The organism is Streptomyces sp. PT12 (assembly GCF_003311645.1).
Lineage (GTDB): Bacteria > Actinomycetota > Actinomycetes > Streptomycetales > Streptomycetaceae > Streptomyces.
The window spans coordinates 58260-81247 of the sequence record NZ_QEST01000256.1 but is presented as its reverse complement, the minus strand read 5'-3'; the positions used below and the strand labels follow the sequence as shown (position 1 = coordinate 81247).

The 22988-nt window shown below is 73.4% G+C and carries 25 protein-coding genes and 1 riboswitch; of the genes, 12 read left to right on the top strand and 13 right to left on the bottom strand.

Annotation, left to right across the window (positions count from 1 at the left end; translation table 11 throughout):
- Positions 1 to 52 precede the first annotated feature (52 nt).
- Complete coding sequence (locus DEH69_RS27530; RefSeq protein WP_258535003.1) at positions 53 to 736, top strand: helix-turn-helix transcriptional regulator; 684 nt, start codon at positions 53 to 55, stop codon at positions 734 to 736.
- 41 nt (positions 737 to 777) lie between these two features.
- Here DEH69_RS27530 and DEH69_RS27525 read toward each other — a convergent pair whose 3' ends face one another.
- From DEH69_RS27525 to DEH69_RS27510, 4 genes are all read right to left on the bottom strand, one after another.
- Positions 778 to 1170, bottom strand: coding sequence for a VOC family protein (locus DEH69_RS27525; RefSeq protein ID WP_113689693.1), 393 nt, complete (start codon positions 1168 to 1170; stop codon positions 778 to 780).
- A 220-nt stretch (positions 1171 to 1390) separates the two neighbouring features.
- Positions 1391 to 2101 carry a restriction endonuclease gene (locus DEH69_RS27520; RefSeq protein WP_113689692.1) on the bottom strand — a complete coding sequence of 237 codons (711 nt, stop codon included), beginning with the start codon at positions 2099 to 2101 and terminating at the stop codon, positions 1391 to 1393.
- A gap of 105 nt (positions 2102 to 2206) precedes the next feature.
- Positions 2207 to 3055 (bottom strand): GNAT family N-acetyltransferase, encoded by an 849-nt coding sequence (locus DEH69_RS27515; RefSeq protein ID WP_113689691.1) that lies wholly within the window; start codon positions 3053 to 3055, stop codon positions 2207 to 2209.
- A gap of 22 nt (positions 3056 to 3077) precedes the next feature.
- Positions 3078 to 3659: a DUF2269 domain-containing protein gene (locus tag DEH69_RS27510; RefSeq protein ID WP_113689690.1), complete on the bottom strand. Its 582-nt coding sequence runs from the start codon at positions 3657 to 3659 to the stop codon at positions 3078 to 3080.
- Positions 3660 to 3853: 194 nt separating this feature from the next.
- Here DEH69_RS27510 and DEH69_RS27505 point away from each other — a divergent pair, with 194 nt between their 5' ends.
- From DEH69_RS27505 to DEH69_RS27495, 3 genes are all read left to right on the top strand, one after another.
- A complete protein-coding gene (locus DEH69_RS27505) occupies positions 3854 to 5200 on the top strand; it encodes a serine hydrolase (protein WP_113689820.1) in 1347 nt (448 codons plus the stop codon).
- 281 nt (positions 5201 to 5481) lie between these two features.
- Complete coding sequence (locus tag DEH69_RS27500) at positions 5482 to 6681, top strand: globin domain-containing protein (RefSeq protein WP_113689689.1); 1200 nt, start codon at positions 5482 to 5484, stop codon at positions 6679 to 6681.
- A gap of 273 nt (positions 6682 to 6954) precedes the next feature.
- Positions 6955 to 7788 carry a pyridoxamine 5'-phosphate oxidase family protein gene (locus DEH69_RS27495; RefSeq protein WP_258535017.1) on the top strand — a complete coding sequence of 278 codons (834 nt, stop codon included), beginning with the start codon at positions 6955 to 6957 and terminating at the stop codon, positions 7786 to 7788.
- Positions 7789 to 7907: 119 nt separating this feature from the next.
- On the opposite strand, the gene DEH69_RS27490 is transcribed toward DEH69_RS27495, so the two are convergent.
- Genes DEH69_RS27490 through DEH69_RS27470 form a run of 5 tightly spaced genes read right to left on the bottom strand, consistent with a single transcriptional unit; the run spans position 7908 to position 11505 of the window.
- Positions 7908 to 8399, bottom strand: coding sequence for an NUDIX domain-containing protein (locus DEH69_RS27490; protein WP_113689687.1), 492 nt, complete (start codon positions 8397 to 8399; stop codon positions 7908 to 7910).
- Positions 8400 to 8436: 37 nt separating this feature from the next.
- Positions 8437 to 9633 (bottom strand): cystathionine gamma-lyase, encoded by a 1197-nt coding sequence (locus DEH69_RS27485; RefSeq protein WP_113689686.1) that lies wholly within the window; start codon positions 9631 to 9633, stop codon positions 8437 to 8439.
- Between the two features lie 41 nt (positions 9634 to 9674).
- Positions 9675 to 10559 (bottom strand): fructosamine kinase family protein, encoded by an 885-nt coding sequence (locus tag DEH69_RS27480; RefSeq protein WP_113689685.1) that lies wholly within the window; start codon positions 10557 to 10559, stop codon positions 9675 to 9677.
- Positions 10556 to 11080, bottom strand: coding sequence for a low molecular weight protein-tyrosine-phosphatase (locus tag DEH69_RS27475; RefSeq protein ID WP_113689684.1), 525 nt, complete (start codon positions 11078 to 11080; stop codon positions 10556 to 10558). The genes DEH69_RS27480 and DEH69_RS27475 overlap by 4 nt, the downstream gene beginning before the upstream one ends.
- A 47-nt stretch (positions 11081 to 11127) precedes the next feature.
- Positions 11128 to 11505: a phage holin family protein gene (locus DEH69_RS27470; RefSeq protein WP_113689683.1), complete on the bottom strand. Its 378-nt coding sequence runs from the start codon at positions 11503 to 11505 to the stop codon at positions 11128 to 11130.
- 48 nt (positions 11506 to 11553) lie between these two features.
- Between DEH69_RS27470 and DEH69_RS27465 the strand changes: the two genes are divergently transcribed.
- Together DEH69_RS27465 and DEH69_RS27460 are read left to right on the top strand one after the other, a co-directional pair.
- On the top strand, positions 11554 to 11871 hold the full coding sequence (locus DEH69_RS27465; RefSeq protein WP_113689682.1) for a cupin domain-containing protein: 318 nt from the start codon (positions 11554 to 11556) through the stop codon (positions 11869 to 11871).
- A gap of 176 nt (positions 11872 to 12047) precedes the next feature.
- A complete protein-coding gene (locus tag DEH69_RS27460; RefSeq protein WP_113689681.1) occupies positions 12048 to 12260 on the top strand; it encodes a DUF5326 family protein in 213 nt (70 codons plus the stop codon).
- Here the strand turns inward: DEH69_RS27460 and DEH69_RS27455 are convergent.
- Positions 12226 to 13590: a YibE/F family protein gene (locus DEH69_RS27455; protein ID WP_113689680.1), complete on the bottom strand. Its 1365-nt coding sequence runs from the start codon at positions 13588 to 13590 to the stop codon at positions 12226 to 12228. The genes DEH69_RS27460 and DEH69_RS27455 overlap by 35 nt on opposite strands.
- A 73-nt stretch (positions 13591 to 13663) precedes the next feature.
- Positions 13664 to 13775: riboswitch (TPP riboswitch) on the top strand.
- On the opposite strand from DEH69_RS27455, the gene thiC reads away from it, so the two are divergent.
- A complete protein-coding gene (gene thiC / locus DEH69_RS27450; RefSeq protein ID WP_113689679.1) occupies positions 13767 to 15407 on the top strand; it encodes a phosphomethylpyrimidine synthase ThiC in 1641 nt (546 codons plus the stop codon). Its footprint overlaps the riboswitch before it by 9 nt.
- Before the next feature lie 94 nt (positions 15408 to 15501).
- Here thiC and DEH69_RS27445 read toward each other — a convergent pair whose 3' ends face one another.
- The gene (locus DEH69_RS27445; protein WP_113689678.1) at positions 15502 to 16497 is read right to left on the bottom strand and encodes a glycoside hydrolase family 26 protein; all 996 of its coding nucleotides are present in this window, start codon (positions 16495 to 16497) and stop codon (positions 15502 to 15504) included.
- Positions 16498 to 16652: 155 nt separating this feature from the next.
- Here DEH69_RS27445 and DEH69_RS27440 point away from each other — a divergent pair, with 155 nt between their 5' ends.
- Together DEH69_RS27440 and DEH69_RS27435 are read left to right on the top strand one after the other, a co-directional pair.
- The gene (locus DEH69_RS27440; protein WP_113689677.1) at positions 16653 to 17864 is read left to right on the top strand and encodes an ATP-grasp domain-containing protein; all 1212 of its coding nucleotides are present in this window, start codon (positions 16653 to 16655) and stop codon (positions 17862 to 17864) included.
- Complete coding sequence (locus tag DEH69_RS27435; RefSeq protein ID WP_113689676.1) at positions 17864 to 19165, top strand: NAD(P)-binding domain-containing protein; 1302 nt, start codon at positions 17864 to 17866, stop codon at positions 19163 to 19165. Before DEH69_RS27440 ends, DEH69_RS27435 begins: the two co-directional genes overlap by 1 nt.
- Positions 19166 to 19190: 25 nt before the next feature.
- Here the strand turns inward: DEH69_RS27435 and DEH69_RS27430 are convergent, their stop codons facing one another.
- The gene (locus DEH69_RS27430) at positions 19191 to 19835 is read right to left on the bottom strand and encodes an FMN-dependent NADH-azoreductase (protein WP_113689675.1); all 645 of its coding nucleotides are present in this window, start codon (positions 19833 to 19835) and stop codon (positions 19191 to 19193) included.
- 116 nt (positions 19836 to 19951) lie between these two features.
- Here DEH69_RS27430 and DEH69_RS27425 point away from each other — a divergent pair, with 116 nt between their 5' ends.
- From DEH69_RS27425 to DEH69_RS27415, 3 genes are all read left to right on the top strand, one after another.
- The gene (locus DEH69_RS27425) at positions 19952 to 20401 is read left to right on the top strand and encodes a helix-turn-helix domain-containing protein (protein ID WP_113689674.1); all 450 of its coding nucleotides are present in this window, start codon (positions 19952 to 19954) and stop codon (positions 20399 to 20401) included.
- Positions 20402 to 20567: 166 nt separating this feature from the next.
- Positions 20568 to 21356 (top strand): hypothetical protein, encoded by a 789-nt coding sequence (locus DEH69_RS27420; RefSeq protein WP_113689673.1) that lies wholly within the window; start codon positions 20568 to 20570, stop codon positions 21354 to 21356.
- 60 nt (positions 21357 to 21416) lie between these two features.
- Positions 21417 to 21752, top strand: coding sequence for a rhodanese-like domain-containing protein (locus DEH69_RS27415; RefSeq protein WP_113689672.1), 336 nt, complete (start codon positions 21417 to 21419; stop codon positions 21750 to 21752).
- 13 nt (positions 21753 to 21765) lie between these two features.
- Here the strand turns inward: DEH69_RS27415 and DEH69_RS27410 are convergent, their stop codons facing one another.
- The gene (locus tag DEH69_RS27410) at positions 21766 to 22911 is read right to left on the bottom strand and encodes an aminotransferase class I/II-fold pyridoxal phosphate-dependent enzyme (RefSeq protein WP_181727630.1); all 1146 of its coding nucleotides are present in this window, start codon (positions 22909 to 22911) and stop codon (positions 21766 to 21768) included.
- Positions 22912 to 22988: the final 77 nt, after the last annotated feature.

Below are 22988 nucleotides of genomic sequence, written 5' to 3'. Positions count from 1 at the left end.
GATGAGGGGTGAACGGCTTGGCCGGGGGCGGGTGTCGGGGCATGCTGGGGGTGTGTATCGGGAGCGGGGATCGCGGCTCGGCGGTGGGGCCGTCGTGTGGGGTGTCCGCTCCGAGGCGGCCGGGACGGGCCTTGTGCTGCCCGACGGGTGCATGGATCTGCTGTGGTTCGACGGGACGTTGCAGGTGGCGGGCCCCGACACGCGCGCGTATGACGTCGAGCGGGTGCCGGGGACGCTGACGGTGGGGGTGAGGTTCGCGCCGGGGACCGGGCCCCGCGTGTTCGGGGTGCCCGCGTGTGAGCTGACGGATCGGCGGGTGCCGCTGGCCGATCTGTGGCCCGCGTCGGCGCGGGTGGCCGAGCTGGACGAACGCGTCGCGGCGGCCGCGGACCCGGGCGCGGCGCTCGAGGCGGTGGCGGCGGCGCGGCTGGCGGGCGGTGAGCCGGACGCGGTGTGGCGCCGGGGCGCGGTGGCGGCGTTGGCGCGTGGGACGGGCGTGCGGGAGACGGCCGAGCGGCTGGGGCTGAGCGAGCGGCAGCTGCGACGGCGGAGCCTGGCGGCGTTCGGCTATGGGCCGAAGACGCTGGCCAGGGTGTTGCGGATGCAGCGGGCGCTGGCCCTGGCCAGGGGCGGGACGCCGCTGGCCGAGGTGGCGGCGGTCGCGGGATACGCGGACCAGGCCCATCTGGCGCGTGAGGTGAAGGGCCTGGCCGGGGTGCCGATCTCGGCGCTGTGAGGCGGGCGCGGCGCGGTGGGCCGCCGAGGCCGGCCGGACGGTCAGCCGAGGGGCGCGAAGAGGTCGACGGAGTTGCCGTCGGGGTCCTGGACGACGGCGTAACGCTGGCCCCAGTACGCGTCCCACGGCTCCTTCTCGCCCGCGTATCCGGCCTGGACGAGGTCGGCGTACTGGTGGTCCACGTCGGCCGCGTCCTCGCAGCGGAACGCCAGGCTCAGTCGGCTGCCCTCGGGCTTGGGGGACCACTCGGGGTCGATGGCGGAGGCGGTCTCCGCGGTGTCCCAGGCCAGCCTGATGCCACCGGGCAACACGGCCTCGACGTGCGGGGCGCCCTCCACGCCGATGGGGATGTCGAGGCCGAGGCGCCGGTAGAAGGCGAGGGATGCGGCCATGTCGTCGGTGATGATGCCGATCAGGTCGAGTCGAGGTGTCATGTCCCGCAGCCTAGGCAGCGGTGTCGCCCGCGGGCTTGAACGAATCGGACGCGTCCGAACGGCGGGTGGCGGCCACATCGGTGGGGGTGCTGTGAGGGGTGTGGGCGACATGTGCGTCACCCCGTCCCCCGGGGGTCCGGCCGTCGATGACGTGGGGGGTCATGAGCGGTCATGGGCGATCGTCATCCGTCACCGACGGCCGGAGGTGATCAGGGCGGGGTCAGGCGCGGAGTGCCTTCAGGACCCGCCAGAGGCGGACCTGTTCGTCCTCGACGACGGTGACCCTCCGCAGCAGCTCCCCTGTGGTCTCGTGGGAGGCGTTGAGGAGGGGGAGCACGGCGCGGCCGATGACCTCCCGCACGGCGTCGCGCGCCAGTGCGATCGTATGGGCGTCGGAGAACCGCGCCGTGCGCCGGTCGACCTCGGAGACGATCCGGTCGGTGACCCACTCGGCGAAGCCCCGGACAAAGTTATCCACAGGGGCGTTCAGGGGGTCCCGGGAGTTATCCACAGGCTGATCCACTGCCTCGGCGCGGGTGGCCTCCTCGGTGTCGAGGAGGTAGGTACGCACCTGACGTGCGACAACGCTGTCGCGGAGCAGCATTCCGACGTTCAGCACGGCCCGCCGTGTGAACAGCGCGAGCGAGCCTGTGCGTGACGAGATCCCACTGAGATCCTTAAAGGAGTTCAGTGGGGCGCCGGTCAGGACGAGATATCCACAGGCCTCCATTTCCTGTCGGTGATCCACCACCAGTGAGGTGATGGCCTTGATTCCGACCTCGTAGTACTCGGCCACCATCGCCGTCGTCACGTGCAGGTCGTCGGGCAGCAGGCGCAGCGCCTTGACCTTGTCGAGCACATCGACCCGGTCCCCGTAGTGGTCGCGCAGGACGCGCGACTCCAGGAGATCGGCTTCGTGGTTCGGTGTCATCCTTCGTTCCTTCGATCGTTCGCGGACTCGGGTTCGAGCTCCGCTGATCGGGTTAACGATGGATATTCCGTGAAGATACGGATGGATATCTGATGTCCGGACGTGTCATCCCAGGGCGACCGAGTACGGGGCGAAGCGGCGGGTGATGTCGCCGGGGAGATCGGGGGAGCCGGTCACCATCAGGGCGCAGCGGCTTCGGTCGGCGAGGCCGCGCTTCCGCAGCCATGCGGCCAGGTCGGGGTGGCGGTCGTCCGCGTCGAAGCGGATCGGCAGGGGCGCGGCGGCGCCGAGGCGGGCGAGCAGGGCGCGGGCCGTGGCCTCGTCATCGGCGAGCAGGGGGCCGATGACCGTTGTGGTCACGTTCGGCCAGGAAGCGCCATACCCGATCAGGCGGCCCGCCCGTTCGGCGACCAGGAAGCGGTCGGCGAACGAGGGGAGGCGGGCAAGGAGCTCGGTGCGGTCGGCCCCGAAGACGGGTCGGTCGTAGGAGAGGAGCGCGGGCAGGTCGCCCGCGGTCGCGGGGCGGACGGTCACGGTGGGCCCGGCGTCCTCGGGGCCACCGGTGAACCTGCCGGTCAGCGTCGTGAACGCGCCCACCGCCTTGAAGCCGAGCTGCTCGTAGAGGGGGCGACCGTTGTCCGTGGCGCTGAGGAAGACCGCCGCGGTTCCGCACTCGGCCAGCGCGTGCCGCATCAGCGCGCGCCCGATGCCCTGGCGCTGCCAGCGCTCGGCGACGAGCATCATGCCGATGCCGCGGTGCGTGTCCGCGTACGCCGTCACCACCACCGAGGCGATCAGCCCGCCGCCCTCCCCTGGCGGGGCGTCGACGCCATAGCCCTGGCCCGCGGTCAGGAGCAGGCGCCACTTGTGCGCCTCGCGTGACCAGCCGCGGTCACCTGCCAGGTCGAGGCAGGCGGGCAGGTCATGGACGGTGAGGCGGCGGATGGGCGGCATCGGCGGCGTTGAGGTCACCGGCTCAGAGTGGCCGACGCGCCGGACGCGCGGCGACCCCTTTTCCACCGCGCCCGGCGCCGCGTTCGCCGCCTCCGCGCCGCGAAGCCCTCGCCTCCCGCGCCCGGCGCCCCCAGCGGGTCGTGCCCCAGGGCTTGAGCACCGAGATCGCGGTCATGAAGAGGTAGCAGGCGAGCGCCACTCCGGGCGGAACGATCAGCCCGGCGCCATCGGTCACGCGCCGCCCCGCGGCGACCTCGGCCGCGGCGGCGTCGATCCCGCCGCGCAGCGCGAGCAGCGACGCGGCCGTCGTGATCAGGGTCAGCACGAACTTGACCAGCACCCAGCGGTGCCGGACCAGCCCCCAGTGGGTGCCGAGCGAGAGCACGACGCCCGTGCCCAGGGTGAGCAGGGCGAGCGGCGCGAGCAGCCAGTCGCCGAAGATCTTCATCGCGCGGTAGGCGGCCTCCGCGGTCGCCTCCGAGCCGCTGACCGCTCCGGCGATGCCCAGGACCAGCAGGCACAGCGTGAGCCCGAGCCAGCCGACCGATACGACGACGTGCGCGACGAGAAGGCCCCGGCGAACGGGACGGGCGAGTGGTTTCATGCCCTCACGGTCCCGCCGCAGGGCCCGTCGCGGCGTCCGGCGTGGGGAGTATCCCGGGCTACTCGCGCCCGAGTAGCCCGGGGGCGCGCGTGGTATGAGTGGGCGCCATGACGGATCCTGAACGGCGGCCTTCCGCCGAGGCGTTCCCCGCCGACGAAGGGCTTCTCACCGACGAGGTGCTTCCCACCGACGAGGTGCTTCCCGCGACCGCGCGCGCCCTGGGCCACCGCCTGGCCGTGACCCAGTCCGAGGGCCGCGCGCCCTCGGTGGTGGCCGGGCTGGTGCGCGACGGGCGGCGCGTGTGGGCCGGGGGCCGGGGCGAGGTGGGCGCGGGGGGCGCGCGTGCCACCCAGTACCGCATCGGCTCGATCACCAAGACCGTGACCGCCGTGCAGGTCATGCGGCTGCGTGACGAGGGGCTCGTCGACCTGGGCGACCCGCTGGGCGCGCACCTGTCGACGCCGCACGGGGGCGGCGCCACGATCGCGCAGCTGCTCGCGCACACCGGGGGGCTCGCGGCGGAGGCGCGCGGGCCGTGGTGGGAGCGCACGCCCGGCTCGTTGCGCCCCGAACTGGCCGATGTGTTCGGCGAGTCACCGCGCAAGCACCCCGAGGGGCGCCGCTTCCACTACTCCAACCCCGGCTATGCGCTGCTCGGCGCGCTCGTCGAGAAGCTGCGGGGCGCGCCGTGGTTCGACGTACTCCACGCGGAGGTGCTGGCCCCGCTGGAGATGACGCGGACGACCGCGGCGCCGGTGGAGCCGTATGCGCGCGGCTGGGCGGTGCACCCGTTCGCGGATGTGCGGCAGCCCGAGCCGACGGTGGACACCGGGCGGATGGCGCCGGCGGGGCAGCTGTGGTCCACGGTGGACGACCTGTGCGCGTTCGCGGCGTTCCTGCTCGCGGGCGACGACCGGGTCCTGGGCGCGGGCAGCCTCGCCGAGATGCGGCGGGCCGCCTCCGGCCCCGACGCGGCGTCGTGGGAGACGGCGTTCGGCCTGGGAACGCAGCTGGTGCGGTACGAGGGGCGGCTGCTCGCCGGGCACGGCGGCTCGATGCCCGGCTTTGTCGCCGGGCTGTGGACGAGCCCCGACGAGGGGACGGCCGCCGTCGCGCTGGCCAACGCCACCTCGGGCCCCGGGACCGGGCCGCTCGCGTGGGACCTGCTCGCCCTGCTCGCCGAGCACGAGCCGCCCGAGCCGCGCGCGTGGCGCCCGCTGGCCGACGCGGACCCGGACCTGGTCGCGCTGACCGGGCACTGGTACTGGGGGACGTCGGACCATGTGCTGCGGCTGCACGAGGACGGGTATCTGTCGCTGCGGCCCGTGGGGAACGCGGGGCGCGGCTCGCGCTTCAGGCCCGAGGCGGAGGGGACATGGGCCGGGCTCGACGGGTACTACGCGGGGGAGACGCTGCGGGTGGGCCGCCGCGACGACGGCACGGTGACCCATCTCGACCTGGGCACCTTCGTCTTCACGCGGCAGCCGTACGACCCTGACGCGCCCGTGCCCGGCGGAGTCGACCCGGAGGGCTGGCGCTGAGCGCGATGCGCGAGGCCCCGCCGCCCCCGCGACCCGATTTGGTCCGCGGGATGTCTGCCGATGTCGCGGTGCGCATGATGCTCTTCACGGAAGACACCCGAGAAAGCGGGAAGAACCTCACGAACGTCACGTTTCCGGAAGGGGCTTGTGTCTCAGCCGCGTAACGGTAGGGTCAGTCGAGCATCCGGGCGGTGTGAAACCATGGTGCCAGTGGGATGCGGGGGGCTCGATGGCCGGGTCCCGGTGTGATCGCCGGGAGTTGATCGAGGCGAGGCAGAGTCATGACCGCGATATCCGCCGACGACGGCGCCACCACCACGGGGGGCGTACCCGCCCCCCGGGAGAAGACTGAGGTGCCATCCCCCGACGCGGTCGTGATCAGACGGACACTCGCCGAGATCGAGCCGGTCGCCGACGAGGTCACCTCCTACTTCTACGCGCTGCTGTTCGTCCAGAACCCCTGGCTGCGCGACATGTTCCCGCCCGCGATGGACGCCCAGCGCGACCGCCTCTTCGGCGCGCTGCTCACCGCCGCCGAGCACATCGACGACACGGTGACGCTCACGGACTACCTGGCCCATCTGGGCCGGGGCCACCGCAAGTACGGCACACGGTCTGAGCACTACCCGGCCGTGGGCGAGGCGTTGATGTACGCGCTTGAACGTTACGCCCCGCGCACCTGGGGGCCCGAGGCCGAGGCGGCCTGGGTCAGGGCGTACACCGCGATCTCGCAGACCATGATCGACGCGGCCGCCGCGGACGAGCTGAGCACCCCCGCGTGGTGGGACGCGGAGATCGTCGGGCACGAACGCCGCACGAGCGACGTCGCCGTGGTGACCGTCAGGCCCGAGCACCCCTACCCCTACCGGGCCGGGCAGTACGCCAGCCTGGAGACGCCCTGGTGGCCGCGGGTGTGGCGGCACTACTCGTTCGCGTCGAGCCCGCGCAGCGACGGACTGCTGTCGTTCCATGTCAAGGCCGTGCCAGCGGGCTGGGTTTCGCGCGCGCTCGTGCACAGGGCGCGGCGCGGGGACGTCATCAGGCTGGGGCCGCCGGGCGGTTCGATGACCGTGGACCACGCCTCCGACCGCGGCCTGATCTGCGTGGGCGGCAGCACCGGGATCGCGCCCATCAAGGCGCTGGTCGAGGACGTGGCGCGGCACGGCAGGCGCCGCCCCGTCGAGGTGTTCTTCGGCGCCAACCGCGACGCCGACCTCTATGACCTGGACTCCTTCCTCGACCTGGAGCGCCGCCACCCGTGGCTCGCGGTGCGGCCCGTCGTCGAGCACTTCGCGACGCGCGGTCTCGAGGGCCGACTGCCCGAGGCGGTACGGCAGTTCGGGCCATGGCAGGAGTTCGACGGCTATCTGTCGGGGCCGCCGCAGATGATCCGTAAGAGCGTGGACGCGCTGGTGTCGTGCGGCATCCCGGCCGACCGGATCCGGCACGACTTCACGGGAACGCTCGTGCCCCCGGGATAGCCCACACCCCGCCGTACCTCCGAGCACATCCGACGACGACGATCTGACGCACGACACCGAGAAGTGAAGCGACGCATGACAGGGATCCCAGGCACAGGAAGTGAAGGGAACGGCCCGCTGCCGGTCAGGCCCGTCCACCAGGACAGGCCGCCGCTGCCGGTGCGGACCGAGCGGACGGACAGGGGCGTGGTAGCCCCGCTGACTCCCGCGCGCCCGCCGGTCACACCGAGCGCCCCCGCCATACCACCAGCGCCCCCGCTCACGCCCCCGCTCGTGCCGGGGGACGAGTGGCACGCCGCGCCCGACCGGTCGGGCCGCCCTGGCAGCGACGGCGAGCACGCGTGGCAGCGGAGGCTCGGCACCGAGCGGCGCGCCGACCGGTTCTACGACGAGCAGGTGCTTGACCATCTCAACGAGCGCATGCGGGAGTTCGTGGCCAGGCAGGAGATGTTCTTCCTGTCGACGGCCGACCGCAACGGCGAGTGCGACAGCTCCTTCCGCGCCGGTCCTCCCGGCTTCCTGCACGTGCTCGACCCGCGCTCGCTCGCGTATCCCGAGTACCGGGGCAACGGCGTGCACGCCTCGCTCGGCAACATCTCGGAGAACCCCCACGCTGGCCTGCTGCTCATGGACTTCGACCGGGCGAGGATCGGCCTGCACATCAACGGCCGCGCCCGGGTCGTCCCCGACGCCGAGCTGCGCGCGGTCTACCCCGAGCTGTCGCACGAGACCGTGCCGGGGCGGCGGGCCGAGCTGTGGGTGCGCGTCGACGTGGTCGAGGCGTATATCCACTGCGCCAAGCACATCCCGCAGCTGGTCAAGGCGGCCAGGCGCACCGCGCGCGACTGGGGGACCGACGACTACAAGCGCAAGGGCGGCGACTTCTTCGGCGCGGCCAGGGAGGCGCAGGTGCGGCGCACGCGGGAGCTCAACGGGCGTTCCGCGCCGGCGCACGCGCTCCCCCAGGGCGGGGCGCCCGCGCCCGCGGTCGAGCCCCCGCCCCCGCCTGACGCGGAGGCGTGGCGCGAGGAGGCGCGCCGCGCCCTGGAGCGCGCCCAGCGCACGGCGCCGGGCGGCGGGGGGCGCGCGGGCGGCTGGTTCGGCTGAACGCCGGGCGGCGCCGACCGCGTTCGAACGCGCCGCGCGGACCGGGCCGTTCAGACCAGGCCGTTCGAACGCGCCGTTCGGACGAGGCCGTTCGGACGAGGCCGTTCAGACCAGGCCGTTCAGACCAGGTCGCGCGCCAGCAGCGTGTGGATGCCGGGGATGTTCCGCGTGAGGTAGGCGCGCAGCGAGAGCGGCACCAGGTCGACGGAGCCCAGGCCCTCGGGCGTGAAGGGCAGCCGCACGATCTCGTAGGTGCCGCGCGGCGCTTCCACCTCGGGCCCGTGCCGCAGCGACGGGTCCATCGACAGCAGGCGGCACACGAAGAAGTGCTGCACCTTCAGGCCCGGGGGAGCGCCGTCGCCCGGCTCGGGGACGTGCGGCACGGTGTCCACGAACGCGGGCACCACGTCGGTGATCTCCGCGCCCAGCTCCTCGGACACCTCGCGGTGCAGGGCGTCGAGCACGGTGGCGTCCTCCGGCTCGACGCCGCCGCCGGGCGTGATCCAGTACGGCGGGCGGCCCGGCTTGGTGCGCTTGATGACGATCAGGTCGTACCCGTCGAGCAGGATGGCGCGGGCCGTGCGCTTGACCACCGGTTGTGCGTGGGCCATGGAGAGACATGTGGCCCGGGCGCCGCCCGGTGAAACCTCACGGGCGCGCTTCACTCGCCGTGTCGAGGGCGGCACACAGGTCGGCGATCAGGTCATCGGCGTCCTCCACGCCGACCGAGAGCCTGATGAACCCCTCCGCCACCGCGTCACCGCCCCATCGCGCGCGCCGCTCCGCCGTGGAGCGTACGCCGCCGAAGCTCGTGGCGTCGTCCACGAGGGAGAGCGCGGCCAGGAAGCGCTCGGCGTGCTCCCGGTCGGGCAGTGTGAACGACACCACACAGCCGTAACGCCGCATCTGCGCCGCAGCGGTGGCGTGCGCGGGGTCGTCCGGCAGCCCCGGGTAGCGCAGCCCGGTCACCTCGGGCCGCTCGCGCAGGGCGGCGGCGACGGCCAGCGCGTTGGCCTGCTGCCGGTCGGTGCGCAGGTGCAGCGTCGCCAGGCCGCGGTGCGCGAGCCACGCCTCCATGGGGCCGAGGATGGCGCCCGTGGTGGTGCGCCACGCGCGGATCTCGTCGGCCAGGCGGTCGTCGCGCGTGGCGACATAGCCGAGGAGGACGTCGCCATGGCCGTTGAACGCCTTGGTGCCGCTGGCCACGGACAGGTCGGCGCCCAGGTCGAGGGGGCGCTGGCCGAGGGGGGTTGCGAGGGTGTTGTCCACGGCGACGAGCGCGCCCCCGGCGTGCGCCGCGGCGCAGAGGCGGCGGATGTCGCACACGTCGAGCCCGGGGTTGGACGGGGTCTCGAGCCACAGGAGCCGCACCCCGCCCTCGAGCGCGGCGAGTTGGGCGTCGCCGCCGGTGGGCGCGGTGCGCACGGTCACGCCGAACGCCTCGAGGCGCGCGCGGACCTTCGGCAGCAACTGGTAGCCGTCGGACGGGAGCACGGCGGTGTCGCCGGGGCGGAGCAGCGCGAACAGCACGGCCGCGGTCGCCGCGATCCCCGAGGGGAAGACGATCGCGTGGGCGGGCGCGGTGGGCGACTCGAGCTCCGCGACGGCCCGTTCGAGGAGGGTCCAGGTGGGATTGGCCTCGCGGCCGTAGCCATAGGGCGCGGCGGCCGGGTCGCCCGGCAGGTGGTAGTGCGCGGCGAGCACGGGGCCGGGCATCGGCGGCCTGTAGGGCTCGGCCTCGGGCAGCCCGGCCCGCACGGCCCGCGTTCCCTCGCCGATGCCGTCGCCGGCCTCTCCCGCCGCGCCGTTATCCGCCCTGTTTCCCGCCCCGTTGTGCCCGATCATGCGCGTGCGCCCCTTTCCACGCTCCCAGGGTAGGGCGCGGCTCAGGCGCTCCCCGCGGCGGCCAGCGCCGCGCGGGCGGCCGCCGCGCTCTGCGGGCCGTAGGAGCCGCCGAACAGCGCGGCGTGGATGAGGATGTGGTGCAGGCTGTGCAGCGGCGCGCGGGCCGCGCGGCCCGGCAGGGGGCGGACCTCCTCGTAGGCGGCGAGCAGCCGGTCGGCGTGGGGGCAGCGGGACAGCTCGAGGAACGCCAGGTCCTGCTCGGGGTGCCCGCCCTGCGCGGCCGGGTCGATCAGGTGCGAACGTGCCTCGCCCCACAGGACGTTCCCGGCCCACAGGTCGCCATGGATCACCGCGGGCGGCTGGGGCTCCCCCGCCACCTCGTCGATCGCCGCGCACAGGCGCTCCACGACCGCCGCGTCGCCCGGCGAGATCCCGCCGCTGTCCCGGGCGAGGCGCAGCAGCGGCAGCAGCCGGTACTCCGCGTGGAACGCGGCCCAGCCGCCGGGGTCGGCGACCGCGGGGACCGGGGTCCGAAGCGGCACGGGGCCCAGGTAGAGCGGCCCGCGCGTTCCATAGCGCGGCGCTGGCGTGGCGTGCAGCGCGGCGAGCTCGCGCCCCAGGCGCTCCGCGCGCGCCGGGGTCGGCTCCTCGGCCTCCACCCACTCGAGCACCAGCAGGTCGGGAACGGCCGCGAGCACGCCGGGGATCGCCACCGCGCCCGTGGTGCGCAGCAGGTCGAGCCCCGCGGCCTCGGCGGCGAAGAAGTCGGGCGCGGCGTCGGCCAGCGTCTTGGCGAACACCGTTCTGCCGTCGTCCAGTTCAACGCGGTAGGCGGCGCAGATCTCGCCGCCGCCCACGGCGTGTGCGGCCCCCGAGCCCGCGCCGGTCAGGGCGGCGACGCGGCGCGCGAGGCCGGTGGCGCTCACGTCGGGCCCACCCGCCCCGCCAGCGCCCGGTCGATCGTCTCCAGCACGTCCGGCATGCCGCCCTCGATGATCGAGAGGCAGGCCGCGAAGCCCGCGTCGTCGCCGTAGTACGGGTCGGGCACGTCGGGGTCGTCCGCGTGCTCGGGCCCGGCGAGTAGCAGCCTGACCTTCGCCGCGTCGGCCGCGGTCGGGGCGAGTCGCCGCAGCGCGCGCTCATGGCCGCGGTCGAGCGCCACGATCAGGTCGTAGCGGCCGAACCAGCCGGGGTCGAACCAGCGCGCCGCATGGTCGTGGGGGCCCACGGCGTAACCGGCCTCGTCGAGCGCCGCCCACGCGCGCGGGTCCGCGGGGTCGCCCGCGTGCCAGTCGCCCGTGCCCGCGCTGTCCACGGCGACCCGCCCGCCCAGGCCGCGCTCGTCGAGTCGTGCCCGCAGGACGACCTCGGCCATGGGCGAGCGGCAGATGTTCCCGCTGCACACGAAGCACACGCGGTAGGTGTCGGGCGAGGGCTCGGTCGTCATCGGTCGTCGGCCGTCATCGGTCGTCATCGGTCGTTATCGGTCGTTACTCAGTCGTCGTCGCGGTCGAGGACCATGTTGACCGCCCATGAGACGATCGAGATGATCAGACCGCCAAGCACGGCGGCGCCGAAGCCGTCGACCTCGAAGGAGTCTCCCACGATCCAGTCGGTGAGCAGGAGCATCAGGGCGTTGATCACCAGCGTGAACAGGCCCAGGGTCAGGATCAGAAGGGGCAGGGAGAAGAACTTCACGATGGGCTTGACGATGAGGTTCACCAGCCCGAAGATCAGCGCGACGAAGATCAGCGTGCCGGTCTTGCTTGCCGTGCTGGCGTCTTCCTCGCCGAGGGAGATGTCGCCCAGCAGCCAGACGGCGACGCCCAGGGCCACCGCGTTGGCGACGAACCGGATCAGGATGCTTGTCATACAGGAGATCGTTTCAGATGGCACCGGTGGCGCAAGAGGGATGAGCCGATGAAGGAGTTCCGGCTGGATCGTCTGGAGGCGGAAAGACTCGCCCACAACGGCGCTTATCTCCGCTTTCTTCGCGAACGCAACATGTCCGTCGGCCTCTACGCGCTCGACGCCGGGCAGCAGGACACCCAGCGCCCGCAGCGCCAGGACGTGCTCAACTTCGTGGTCAGCGGCCGTGCGTCGATGACGGTGGGCGAGGAGACGACCTTGGTGGCGCGCGGCAGCGTGATCTATGTCCCGGCCGGGGCCCCGGCGCGCTTCCACCACATCACCGAGGACCTGCGGGTGATGGTGGTCTTCTCGCCGCCCGAGGGCTGACCCGGGGGCTGACCCCGGGGCCGACCGGGGGTCGCCCCGAGGGGCGAAGGGGCCCCGCGTCTCAGGGTCGCGTCAGGGAACGGTCAGGGGCCGACGGGGGCCGGTGGGACTCCCGGCGGGGGCCCCGCGCGCTTAAGCTCAAGGTGTCGGGTACGTGTGGAACAGGAGCCGTGGCAATGAAGGAAGCCTTTATGACACTGCCGTGGTGGGTGCGGTGGATCGCCATCCCCGCCATCGCGCTCGTGGTCTTCGGCACCCTGCTGATCGGCGTGATCACCTGGCTCATCGGGATGCTGTTCCGGGTCCTGCTGTTCGCGGCCCTGGTCGCGATCCTGATCTTCGTGGTGCGGAAGTTCACCTCTTCCTCCTCCTCCGGTGGCGGTTGGTAGCGGCCCGCCCCGCCCGAGCCGTCGCCCCGGCCGTCGCCCCGGCCGTCACTTCCCGCCCCACCCGTTCCCGCGCTCCCCGGTCGGCGCTCACGACGAGCGCCGCCAGCACCGTCGTCACCGGCACCGAGGCCACCAGGCCGATCGAGCCCACCAGCGTCCTGACGATCTCCTCGGCCACCAGCTCGCTGAACGCCACGGTGTCCACCCCACTCTGTGCGATGGTGAACAACAGCAGCAGCGGCAGCGCCGCCCCGGCGTACGCGAGCACCAGCGTGTTCACCACCGACGCGATGTGGTCCCTGCCGATCCGCATCCCCGCCCGGTAGAGCTTGAGCCAACTCGCCCCGGGCTCCGCCAGCTTCAGCTCCCACACCGCGGACGTCTGCGTCACGGTCACGTCGTCGAGCACGCCGAGCGAGCCGATCAGGATCCCGGCGAGCAGCAGCCCCTTGATCTCGATCCCCGGATAGAGGCTGTGCACCAGGCCCGTCTGCTCGTCGGTGTTCCCGGTCAGGTGCGCCCAGCCCATGAACGCCGAGCCGAGCAGCCCGATCAGCAGCAGCGACACCAGCGTGCCGATCACGGCGACCGAGGTGCGGGCGTTGATCCCATGGCACAGGTAGAGCGTCACCAGCATGATCACGCTGCCCCCGATCACCGCGACGATCAGGGGATTCGAGCCGCGCAGGATCGCGGGCAGGATGAACAGCGTCAGCACCGCGAAGCTCACCCCGAGGCCCGCGAGCGCCAGCAGCCCCCGCAGCCGCCCCACCGCGACCACGGCCAGCGCGAACACCGCGGCCAGCACGAGCATCGGCACGGCGCGTTCCACATCGGTGACGCGGTACTGCAACTCCGTGGGCGCGTCGGGCGCGTGGGCGACGACCACGTCCTGGCCCGTCTCGTAGCGCCGCGTCGCGTCGGGCGGCACCAGCTCGGTGAACGTCCGCCCCGCGTCGGGCCCCGACGTCACCTCGACCGTCGCCTGCTCGCACGCCCCGCCGATCCCCTCGGGCACCACGACGCCGACCTCGTCGCACGCGACCTCGGTGACGCCCGTCACCCTGGCCTCCTCCAACTGCTGGTCGAAGCCCACCCCGGTGTGCTCGTGCCCCTCGGGCGCCCCGTCAGGCCACAGCAGCGCGACGCCCGCCACCATGGCGATGGCGAACGGGATCAGCACCGCGGCGATCAGCCGCCGCAGGTGTCCCGAGACGGGGGCGACGGGGCCGTGCGCGTGCGCGTGCGTGTGCGCGTGGACGCGCTCGTGCGCCGGGGCCCGCGGCGGGGGAGGACCGTCCTGCGGGGCGTGGTGTTCGGGTGCCGTCACGCTCCGATCATCGCGTAAGAATCACGGCCCTCTGTTCAGCCAGCCCGGTGTGCCGTTAGCGTGGAAGGGCGAGTTTGCACATCGCGGGAGCTCCGAGCACGGGGCTGAGAGGGCGCTGGGGCTGCGCCGACCGCCGAACCTGTTACCGGGTAATGCCGGCGTAGGGAGTAGGTCACATGACCACGCACGACAGCACACGCATGCCGGTCATCGGCTCACACAAGGCATATGTCACCGGATCCCGCCCCGATCTGCGCGTCCCCGTGCGGCGGGTCCACCTCACCGACGGGAACGCGGTGACGCTCTACGACACCTCGGGCCCCTACACCGACCCCGAGGTCACCACCGACGTCACGCGCGGCCTGCCGCCGCTGCGGAGCGCGTGGATCGCGGAGCGCCGCCGCGACGGGACGCCCGCGGTCACACAACTGGCGTACGCCAGGCGCGGGGTGGTCACCCCCGAGATGGAGTTCGCCGCGCTCCGCGAGAACGTCGACCCCGCCTTCGTGCGCGACGAGATCGCCGCGGGCCGCGCCGTCCTTCCGGCCAACGTCCGCCACCCCGAGTCCGAGCCGATGGTCATCGGCAAGAACTTCCTGGTCAAGGTGAACGCCAACATCGGCAACTCCGCCGTCACCTCGTCCATCGACGAGGAGGTGGAGAAGATGACCTGGGCCACGCGCTGGGGCGCCGACACGGTCATGGACCTCTCCACCGGGCGCGACATCCACACGACGCGCGAGTGGGTGCTGCGCAACTCCCCGGTCCCCGTGGGCACCGTGCCGATCTACCAGGCGCTGGAGAAGACCGGAGGGCGGGCCGAGGAGCTGACCTGGGAGACATACCGCGACACGGTGATCGAACAGGCCGAGCAGGGCGTGGACTACATGACCGTGCACGCCGGCGTGCTCCTGCGCTACATCCCGCTGACCGCGCGCCGCAAGACCGGCATCGTCTCGCGCGGCGGCTCGATCATGGCCGCCTGGTGCCTGGCGCACCACAGGGAGAGCTTCCTGTATACGCACTTCGACGAGCTCTGCGAGATCTTCCGCGCGTACGACATCACGTTCTCGCTGGGCGACGGGCTGCGCCCCGGCTCGATCGCTGACGCCAACGACGCCGCGCAGTTCGCGGAGTTGCGCACGCTGGCCGAGCTGACCCGCACGGCCAAGGCGCACGACGTGCAGACGATGATCGAGGGCCCCGGCCATGTCCCGATGCACAAGATCAAGGAGAACGTCGACCTCCAGCAGGAGCTGTGCGACGAGGCGCCGTTCTACACGCTCGGCCCGCTGACCACCGATGTCGCGCCCGGGTACGACCACATCACGTCGGGCATCGGCGCGGCGATGATCGCGTGGTGGGGCACGGCGATGCTGTGCTATGTCACGCCCAAGGAGCACCTGGGCCTGCCCGACCGCGACGACGTCAAGACGGGCGTGATCACCTACAAGATCGCCGCCCACGCGGCCGACCTCGCCAAGGGCCACCCGGGCGCGCAGGTGTGGGACGACGCGCTGTCGGACGCGCGCTTCGCTTTCCGGTGGGAGGACCAGTTCAACCTGGCCCTCGACCCGGACACGGCCCGCGCGTTCCACGACGAGACGCTCCCGGCCGAGCCCGCGAAGACGGCCCACTTCTGCTCGATGTGCGGGCCGAAGTTCTGCTCGATGAAGATCAGCAGAGCCGTCATGGACACATACGGGCCTGGCGGAGACGAGGAGTTGAGCGAGCAGGAGATCCAGGAGGGCATGCTGGCGAAGTCCCGCGAGTTCGCGGAGGCAGGGAACCGCATCTATCTGCCGCTCGCCGACTGACCCGGTGCGGCGCGGACCCCGCCGTTCGCCCGGCGCGGCGGGGCCCAGCCTGGGCGGCGGCCGCTGAGGGACACCGCGCGGCAGCGCACCGGTCTCAGGGCAGGGCGTTTCCTGGCAGCGCGCTCCCGGCCAGGGCGGCGCGGAAGACGGCGGATGCGCCGGGGTTCGCGCCGCAGTGCCACACGCCGTGCGGGCAGTAGTCGCTGATCGTGTGGTAGAGCGGCCGGTGCTCCTCGATCCACTCCAGCATCCGGCGCATATAGGCGGGGTTGTCGCCGTTGCGGAAGAGCCCCCACTCGGGGAACGACATCGGCTTGCCGTGCGCCGCCGCGAACTCCGCGTGGAAGCCGAGGCCGTAAGGCTGGGTGACGTGGTCGTCGAAGTCGTGGCCCGGCGGCTGGTCGTAGGAGTCCATGCCGACGATGTCCACCACGTCGTCGCCCGGGTAGCAGCGGTCCCAGCCGATCGCGTCCCTGCCGCGGCTGGGCGCGAAGTCGAACCTGAGGCGCTGCCCCTCCACCTCGCGCATCGTCTCCACGATCCGCCGCCAGTACGCCTTCCACGCGCCGGGGTCGGGGGCACAGCGGTGGCTGTAGGTGGTGCCGTTCATCTCCCAGCCGAGGACCAGGATCGTGTCGGCGAGCCCGTGCCCCACCAGGTTCTCGGCCAGCGCGCGGAAGTGGTGGTCGAACTGCCCTTCCGCGCCCCTGGCCAGCTGGCGGGCGACCTCGCGGTCGGTCAGCCGGTCCTCGTTGCGCTCCAGCATGGGGACGTTGAGGACGAACAGCCGGTCGGCGTCGGCCGCGCGCCACTCGGCCCACGGGCCGAGGAAGCCGGGCCGCCCCCGGATGTTGGACCACAGGTCGCCGGGGAGGTAGGTGTGGCCGACGGTCGGCTCGGCGCCGCCGAGCCAGTCCGTGAGCCCGGCGGCGCGCCGCACGCCCTCGGGGCCCGAGCCGAGGAACGCGCCGAACGCCGGGACGACGCTCGGGGCCTCGGGCGGCGCCGGGTCGGGGGCGGGCGTGGCGGCCGTGGAGACCGAGGTCGCGAGCAGCAGGCCAGCCGCGGCCGTGCCCAGTCCGAACGGCATCGGGCTCTCCTCTCGTTCGGGCCCCCAGCGCACCGTGATCCGAGGTTAAGCACACGATCATCTGAATGAGCTGGGCGAACGCTTTCCGCTGAGCCGATCGAGGACCGCGCTCGCCGTTCCGGGGGACGGCGCGCCTCGCCGTTGAAGATCGTTCCATGTCACCGCTGGACACCCGGGTGCCCGCGCTGTTGCTGCGGCTCGATAGGAACCCGTTCCACCATGGCTCGCTGGGCGCCGTACGGTCGCTCGGGCGGGCGGGCGTCGAAGTGCACGCCTTTGTGGAGACGGCGCGCACGCCCCTCGCGCGCTCCCGCTATCTGCGCCGCGCGCATCTCTTCGACGGGGACCCCTGGTCCCCCGCCGAGGTGGAGCGCGCCCTCGTCACCGCGGCCGAGCGCATCGGGCGCCGGGCCGTGCTGATCCCCATGGATGACGTCGGCGCCATCACGGCCGCCTCGCTCGCCGACCGGCTCGCCGACCGCTTCCTCCTGCCCGACCTGCCGGAAGGGCTGGCCGAGCGCGCCGCCGACAAGGCCGAACTCGCCGCGCTCTGCGCGACGTTGGGGGTGCCCCACCCGCAGACCGCCGTTCCGGGGAGCGAGGACGAGGCGGCCGACGCGGTGCGCGCGCTCGGCCTGCCCCTGGTGGCCAAGTGGAGCCGCCCCTGGCTGCTGCCCAGGGGCGGCGCGGGCCTGCGCAGCACCACCGTGGTGACGAGCCCGGCGCAGGCGCGGCGGCTGTTCGCGGCCGCGCCGCGGGCGGGCAGCAGGCTGCTGCTCCAGCGCATGGTGCCGGGACGCCCGGGGGCCGACTGGTTCTTCCACGGCTGCTTCGGCGCCGACGGCGCCTGCCTGCTGGGCGGCACCGGGCGCAAGGAGCTGTCATGGCCGGTGCCCGCGGGGCTCACGGCGGTGGGCAGCTGGCTCCCCAACCCGGCGCTCGCCCGCCTCGCGCGCCGGGTGGCGGGAGCGCTCGGCTACCGCGGCGTGCTCGACATGGACTTCCGGTTCGACGCCGCGACCGGCGCGTACCACCTGCTCGACTTCAACCCCAGGCCGGGCGCGCAGTTCCGGCTGTTCACCGACCGCTCGGGCCTCGACGTGGTCAGGGCGCTGCACCTCGATCTGACGGGGCGCGCCGTGCCGGGGCCGCGCTCGGCGCGCCCCGGACGGGTGTTCGTGGCCGAGAACTACGGGGTGCTCGCCGCCCTCGCCGCGCGGCGGCGCTGGCGCGCGGGCGGCGGGGGCGTCGAGTGGGCGTGGTTCTCGGCGGACGATCCGGCGCCGTTCCGGGCGATGGCTGGGGGAGCGCTGCGGCGCGGGCTGCGGACAGCACAGCGGGGGCGAGAGAAGAGAGCGGTGGCGTGATGCGCGACTCGGTACATGACTCGGTACACGACCTGGCGGTGGTGGGCGCCGGTCCCTATGGCCTCTCGATCGCGGCGCACGCCGCGGCGGCCGGGCTCGACACCCGGGTCTTCGGGCGGCCCATGGCGTCCTGGCGCGACCACATGCCCGAGGGCATGTTCCTCAAGTCCGAGCCCGGCGCGTCCAACCTGTCCGACCCGGCGCGCCGCGACACCCTGGCCGCCTTCTGTGCCGGGCGCGGCCTGGTCGCCGAGCACGGTGGCGCGCTGCCGCTCGACACGTTCACCGACTACGGCCTGTGGTTCGCCGGGCGGCTGCCGCTGCCCGTCGAGGAGCGCACGGTCACCGGCGTCGCGCCCGCGGGCCCCGGGTTCGTGGTGACGCTCGACGGCGGGGAGACGCTGTGCTGCCGGGCCGTCGCGCTGGCGGTGGGGGTGCTCCCGTTCGCCCGCCGCCCCGCGCCGCTGCGCGGCCTTCCGCCCGAGCTGGCCAGCCACAGCAGCGACCACCGCGACCTGAGCCGCTTCCTCGGCACCGAGGTGGCGGTCGTGGGCGCGGGCCAGGCCGCGCTGGAGACCGCCGCGCTGCTCGCGGAGGCCGGGGCCCGCCCGACGGTGGTCGCCCGCGCGGGCGCGTTGCGTTGGAACGCGCCCCCGAGCCCGCTCCGGCGTGCGCCCTGGGCGTCCCTGACGGCCCCGCACAGCGCGCTGGGCACCGGGTGGCCGAGCTGGGTCTGGTCCGAACTGCCGTGGGCCGTGCGCCACCTGCCGGAGTCGGCCCGGGTGCGCATCGTCGGGCGCGCGCTCGGCCCCGCGGGCTCGTGGTGGCTCAGGGACCGCTTCGAGTCCGCCGTCCCCGTGAGGCTGGGCCGACGCCTGCTGCGCGCGGCGCCCGCGCCGGGCGGCGGGCTGCGGATGGAGCTGGCGGCCGCCACGGGCGCGGGCGGCGTCGAGGTGGTAGAGGCGGGCCATGTGATCGCCGCCACCGGGTTCGAACCCGATCTGCGGCGGCTGACTCTGCTCGACCCCGCGCTGCGCGAGCGGATCGCGACCGTGCGCGGCACCTGGGCCCCGGTGCTCGGCGCGGGCTTCGGGTCGAGCGTGCCGGGGCTGTTCTTCGCGGGGCTGCCGACGGCGCCGTCGTTCGGCCCCGCGATGCGCTTCGTCGCCGGTGCGCCGTTCACCGCGGAGCGGCTGGTGCGCGGCGTGCGCCGGTGGCTCGAACAGGGCGCGCGCCCGGCGCGCGGCACCGTGCCGCGTCCCGGGCGCGTGCGCTCGGCGCGGGCCGCGGTCCGGCGCTGACGCGGGCGCGTTCGCCGACGCGGGGTCAGGCGCTCAGCTGGGTGGCCAGCGTCTTCGCCCGGTTCCTGGCGGCCTCGTGGGCCTGGTCGCGCGAGGAGTCCGAGAGCCCGATCAGGTCCTTCATCGCGGGGACGGTCCTGGCAAGCGTCAGCTCGGGAACGATGCAGTGCAGGTCGGTCTTGAGCTGGTCGCCCAGCACCCAGGCCAGGTAGGGCTCGATGTAGTCGTGCCCCTCGTTGGGCGTGCCCGGCTTGTACGAGCCGCCGCGGCTGGCGATCACGGTCACCGGCTTGCCCTCGACGGTGCCCCCGCCCGCGGTGCGGCCGACGAGGATCACATGGTCGAGCCACGCCTTGAGCGTCGAGGGGATCGCCCAGTTGTACATGGGGGCGCCGAGCAGCACGGCGTCGGCCGTCTCGAACTCCTCGATCAGCTTCTCGCGCCGCGCCCACGCCTCCTGCTGCTCAGGGGTGCGGTCGCCCTCCGCGAGGGAGCCCGCGCCGAAGGTGAGGGAGTCGAGGTGCGGGATGGGGTCGGTGGCCAGGTCGCGGTAGACGACCGTGCCGTCGGGGTGCTGCTGCTCCCACGCCGCGCGGAAGGTGGCGCCGACGGCCCGGGAGACCGAGTTGTCGCCGTTCAGCGAGGAGTCGATGTGCAGAAGCGTTGCCATGAGGGTGTCCTTCGGATTGAATAAGCGACTAGAACTTCGTCTGTAGCTATTGATACCACACCCACTTACTTTTCTGCACCAGCTTCCTCGGGCGGATGTTCCAGTAGGGTGGACACATGCTGGAAGCACAGGGAAACCAGGACAAGTCGCTCCTGGGTGCCGCCGGGCAGCACGGTGACGGCGGCCTGTGCACCGAGCCCGACGCCGCGGTGACCCGGGTCTTCGAGCTGCTCGGCAAGCGCTGGACGGGCCTGCTGATCGCGGCCCTGATGAGCGGTCCCGGGCACTTCGCCGAGCTGAAGCGGGCCGTTCCCGGCATCAGCGAGCGCATGCTGTCCGACCGGCTGAGCGAGCTGGTCGCCGAGGGCCTGGTCAGCCGCCATGTCCAGGAGGGCCCGCCGCTGCGGGTCTCCTACCGCCTCACGCACGCGGGCCAGGAGCTGCGGCCCGCGCTGACCGCGCTGTCGAGCTGGGCCGAGGCCAATCTGGACGGCGCGGCGGGCCGGTGCCCCGAGGAGTTCCACGAGCCCCCCACGCGGAAGCCTCCGGCAGAGCCCGGCGCCTGACGAGGGCCTGTCCGGCGGACCGGGCGCGGAGCGAGGAGCCGATGGACGGGCCGCGGTCCGTTTCGCCGTTTCGCCGCTTCGCCGCTTCGCCGTTTCGCCGCTTCGCTCCTTGGCTCCTTGGCTCCTTGGCCGCTGAGCCCTCCCGCGCAGGGCCTAAGCTGGGCGGGTGGCCGACGACCAGGATGTGACGGAGCGGCTCGAACGGGCGGTGCGCGCCGCCGAGGCCGCCTTGATCGAGTTCGAGATCGCCGTGGAGACCTTCCGCATCGAGGTCGAGAACTTCTCACGGCTCCACGAGCAGCGCCTCGGCCCCCTCTACGCCCGCCTCGAAGAGCTTGACGCCCAGATCGCCGAGGCGGTCGCCGCACGCACCGGCGACCCCGACGACCGGCGCAGGGCCGCCGAGGCGCGGGCGGCGATCGCGCCGATGCCGCAGGTCTCCGACCTGTTCCAGGGGTGGCTGGACTCCGAGGGCTTCAGCCCCGAGGGATACGCGATGCTCACCGGGCAGACCGTCCAGGAGCCGCCCCGGGTGCGCCCTAGCGAGGAGGCGCGCAAGGTCTACCGCGAGCTGGTCCGCCTGTGCCACCCCGATCTCACCGTGGACGCCTCCGAGCGCGACCGGCGCGACGCGTTCCTCTCCCGCGTGAACCAGGCGTACGCCCGCGGCGACGCCGACGTCCTGCGCGCCCTGGCCGACGAGTGGGAGCGTGGAGGCCCGGGGCCCGAGGCCGCCATGGGGCGCGGTGAGGAGCTGTATGCCCGCCTCGAGTGGCTGGCCAGCCGCAAGGAACTGCTCGCTGACGCGGCCAAGGCGCTGGAGGACAGCGCGATCGGCTCGATGCTGCGGATGGCGGGCGACGACCCGGACGGCATGCTCGCCGAGATCGCCGAGGGGCTGCGCCGCCGCGTGGCCGAGCGCGAGGCCGAGCTTGCCGGGCTGCTCGCGGGGTAGCTGCTCGCGGGTCAGCCACTCGTGGGCCGGGGCGCGCAGCGGCCGGTTAGGGTCGGGGGCATGAGCTTCTCACTTCCGAGCGTGACCCCCGACGGGGTGCCCGCCGCCGCTCCGCTCCTCGACGTCAGGGAGCCAGACGAGTGGGCCGCTGGCCATGTGGAGGGCGCGCTGCACATCCCGATCGGCCAGGTCGTGGAGCGCATCGGCGAGATCAGCGAGCACGCGGGCGGCCAGCCGCTCTATGTCCTGTGCAAGGTCGGCGGCCGCTCCGCGCAGGTCACCGCGTATCTGACCCAGCAGGGCATGAACGCCGTGAACGTGGACGGCGGCGTGCTGGCGTGGCAGTCCTCGGGCCGCCCCCTGACCAGCGACAACGGCGAGCCGTTCGTCCTCTGACGGCGTCCGCGCCTCAGGTGGCGAGCGCGGACAGGCGCGCGACCGCGTCGGTGAGCGAGTCCTCGCGCTTGCAGAAGGAGAAGCGGACCAGCCAGGGCGTGGTGTCCACGCCCTGCTGGAAAGCGGAGGTCGGGATGGCGACCACGCCCGCGCGGCCCGGCAGCTCGCGGCAGAAGCGCAGCCCTTCGGTGAAGCCCCAGGGGCGGATGTCCGCCTGGAGGAAATATCCGGCGTCGGCGCGGTAGGGGCGCAGGCCCGCCGCGCGCAGCCCCGTGGCCAGCATGTCCCTGTGGGTGGTCAGGGTGGCCCGCAGCTCGGCCGCCCAGTCCTCCACCGCGTCGAGCGCGTGGGCCAGCGCCTCCTGGTAGGGCGCGCCCGAGGTGTAGGTCAGCCACTGCTTGACGGAGTTCGCCGCGGCGATGAGGTGCGCCGGGCCGCAGGCCCAACCGACCTTCCAGCCGGTCACGTTGAACGTCTTGCCCGCGGACGAGATCATCAGCGTCCGCTCGCGCATCCCGGGGAGCGTCGCGATCGGCACATGCCGCGCGCCGTCGTACACCAGGTGCTCGTAGACCTCGTCGGTCACCACCGTGACGTCGCGCTCGACGCACAGCTCGGCGATCCGCTCGAGCTCGTCGGGGGTGAAGACCTTTCCGGTCGGATTGTGGGGCGAGTTCAGCAGAAGAAGGCGCGTACGATCGGTCATCGCCGAGCGCAACGCGTCGGAATCCAGCACGAATCCATCGCCGTCGATCGCCAGCGGAACGGGCACCAGCGTCGCGCCCGACAGGCGCGCGCCCGCGGGATAGGCGTCGTAGCACGGGTCGAACGCCACGATCTCGTCGCCGGGACCGGTCAGGCCGAGACAGGCCGAGGCCAGCGCCTCGGTGGCCCCCGTGGTCACCAGCACCTCGCCGTCGGGGGCGTACTCCAGGCCGTAACGCGCCCGCGCATGCGCCGCGACCGCCGCGCGCAGCGCGGGGACGCCGACGGCGGGTGGGTACTGGTTCCGCCCGGCGAGCACCGCGTCGGCGACCTCGGCGAGGAGCGCGGGCGGGGAGTCCAGCTCGGGAACGCCCTGGCCGAGGTTGACCGCACCGGTGCGGTGGGCCAGCTCGGTCATCTCGGTGAAGATGGAGACTTCGGTCGCACGGCTCATGGCCCAAGAGTAGGGGCCCCTTTCGGGGGCCCGCGGGGCGATCACGCCATCGGGCCCGGGGTGGCACCGCGCCCGGC

What these genes read in the sequence shown, in the direction of transcription:
- DEH69_RS27520 (WP_113689692.1), bottom strand. Translation starts at nt 2,101, where the DNA reads ATGACACCGAACCACGAAGCCGATCTCCTGGAGTCGCGCGTCCTGCGC.
- DEH69_RS27500 (WP_113689689.1), top strand. Translation starts at nt 5,482, where the DNA reads ATGACCGCGATATCCGCCGACGACGGCGCCACCACCACGGGGGGCGTA.
- thiC (WP_113689679.1), top strand. Translation starts at nt 13,767, where the DNA reads ATGACCACGCACGACAGCACACGCATGCCGGTCATCGGCTCACACAAG.
- DEH69_RS27475 (WP_113689684.1), bottom strand. Translation starts at nt 11,080, where the DNA reads ATGACGACCGAGCCCTCGCCCGACACCTACCGCGTGTGCTTCGTGTGC.
- DEH69_RS27485 (WP_113689686.1), bottom strand. Translation starts at nt 9,633, where the DNA reads ATGATCGGGCACAACGGGGCGGGAAACAGGGCGGATAACGGCGCGGCG.
- DEH69_RS27510 (WP_113689690.1), bottom strand. Translation starts at nt 3,659, where the DNA reads ATGAAACCACTCGCCCGTCCCGTTCGCCGGGGCCTTCTCGTCGCGCAC.
- DEH69_RS27440 (WP_113689677.1), top strand. Translation starts at nt 16,653, where the DNA reads ATGTCACCGCTGGACACCCGGGTGCCCGCGCTGTTGCTGCGGCTCGAT.
- DEH69_RS27460 (WP_113689681.1), top strand. Translation starts at nt 12,048, where the DNA reads ATGAAGGAAGCCTTTATGACACTGCCGTGGTGGGTGCGGTGGATCGCC.
- DEH69_RS27515 (WP_113689691.1), bottom strand. Translation starts at nt 3,055, where the DNA reads ATGCCGCCCATCCGCCGCCTCACCGTCCATGACCTGCCCGCCTGCCTC.
- DEH69_RS27410 (WP_181727630.1), bottom strand. Translation starts at nt 22,911, where the DNA reads ATGAGCCGTGCGACCGAAGTCTCCATCTTCACCGAGATGACCGAGCTG.
- DEH69_RS27465 (WP_113689682.1), top strand. Translation starts at nt 11,554, where the DNA reads ATGAAGGAGTTCCGGCTGGATCGTCTGGAGGCGGAAAGACTCGCCCAC.
- DEH69_RS27525 (WP_113689693.1), bottom strand. Translation starts at nt 1,170, where the DNA reads ATGACACCTCGACTCGACCTGATCGGCATCATCACCGACGACATGGCC.
- DEH69_RS27415 (WP_113689672.1), top strand. Translation starts at nt 21,417, where the DNA reads ATGAGCTTCTCACTTCCGAGCGTGACCCCCGACGGGGTGCCCGCCGCC.
- DEH69_RS27435 (WP_113689676.1), top strand. Translation starts at nt 17,864, where the DNA reads ATGCGCGACTCGGTACATGACTCGGTACACGACCTGGCGGTGGTGGGC.
- DEH69_RS27425 (WP_113689674.1), top strand. Translation starts at nt 19,952, where the DNA reads ATGCTGGAAGCACAGGGAAACCAGGACAAGTCGCTCCTGGGTGCCGCC.
- DEH69_RS27430 (WP_113689675.1), bottom strand. Translation starts at nt 19,835, where the DNA reads ATGGCAACGCTTCTGCACATCGACTCCTCGCTGAACGGCGACAACTCG.
- DEH69_RS27470 (WP_113689683.1), bottom strand. Translation starts at nt 11,505, where the DNA reads ATGACAAGCATCCTGATCCGGTTCGTCGCCAACGCGGTGGCCCTGGGC.
- DEH69_RS27490 (WP_113689687.1), bottom strand. Translation starts at nt 8,399, where the DNA reads ATGGCCCACGCACAACCGGTGGTCAAGCGCACGGCCCGCGCCATCCTG.
- DEH69_RS27445 (WP_113689678.1), bottom strand. Translation starts at nt 16,497, where the DNA reads ATGCCGTTCGGACTGGGCACGGCCGCGGCTGGCCTGCTGCTCGCGACC.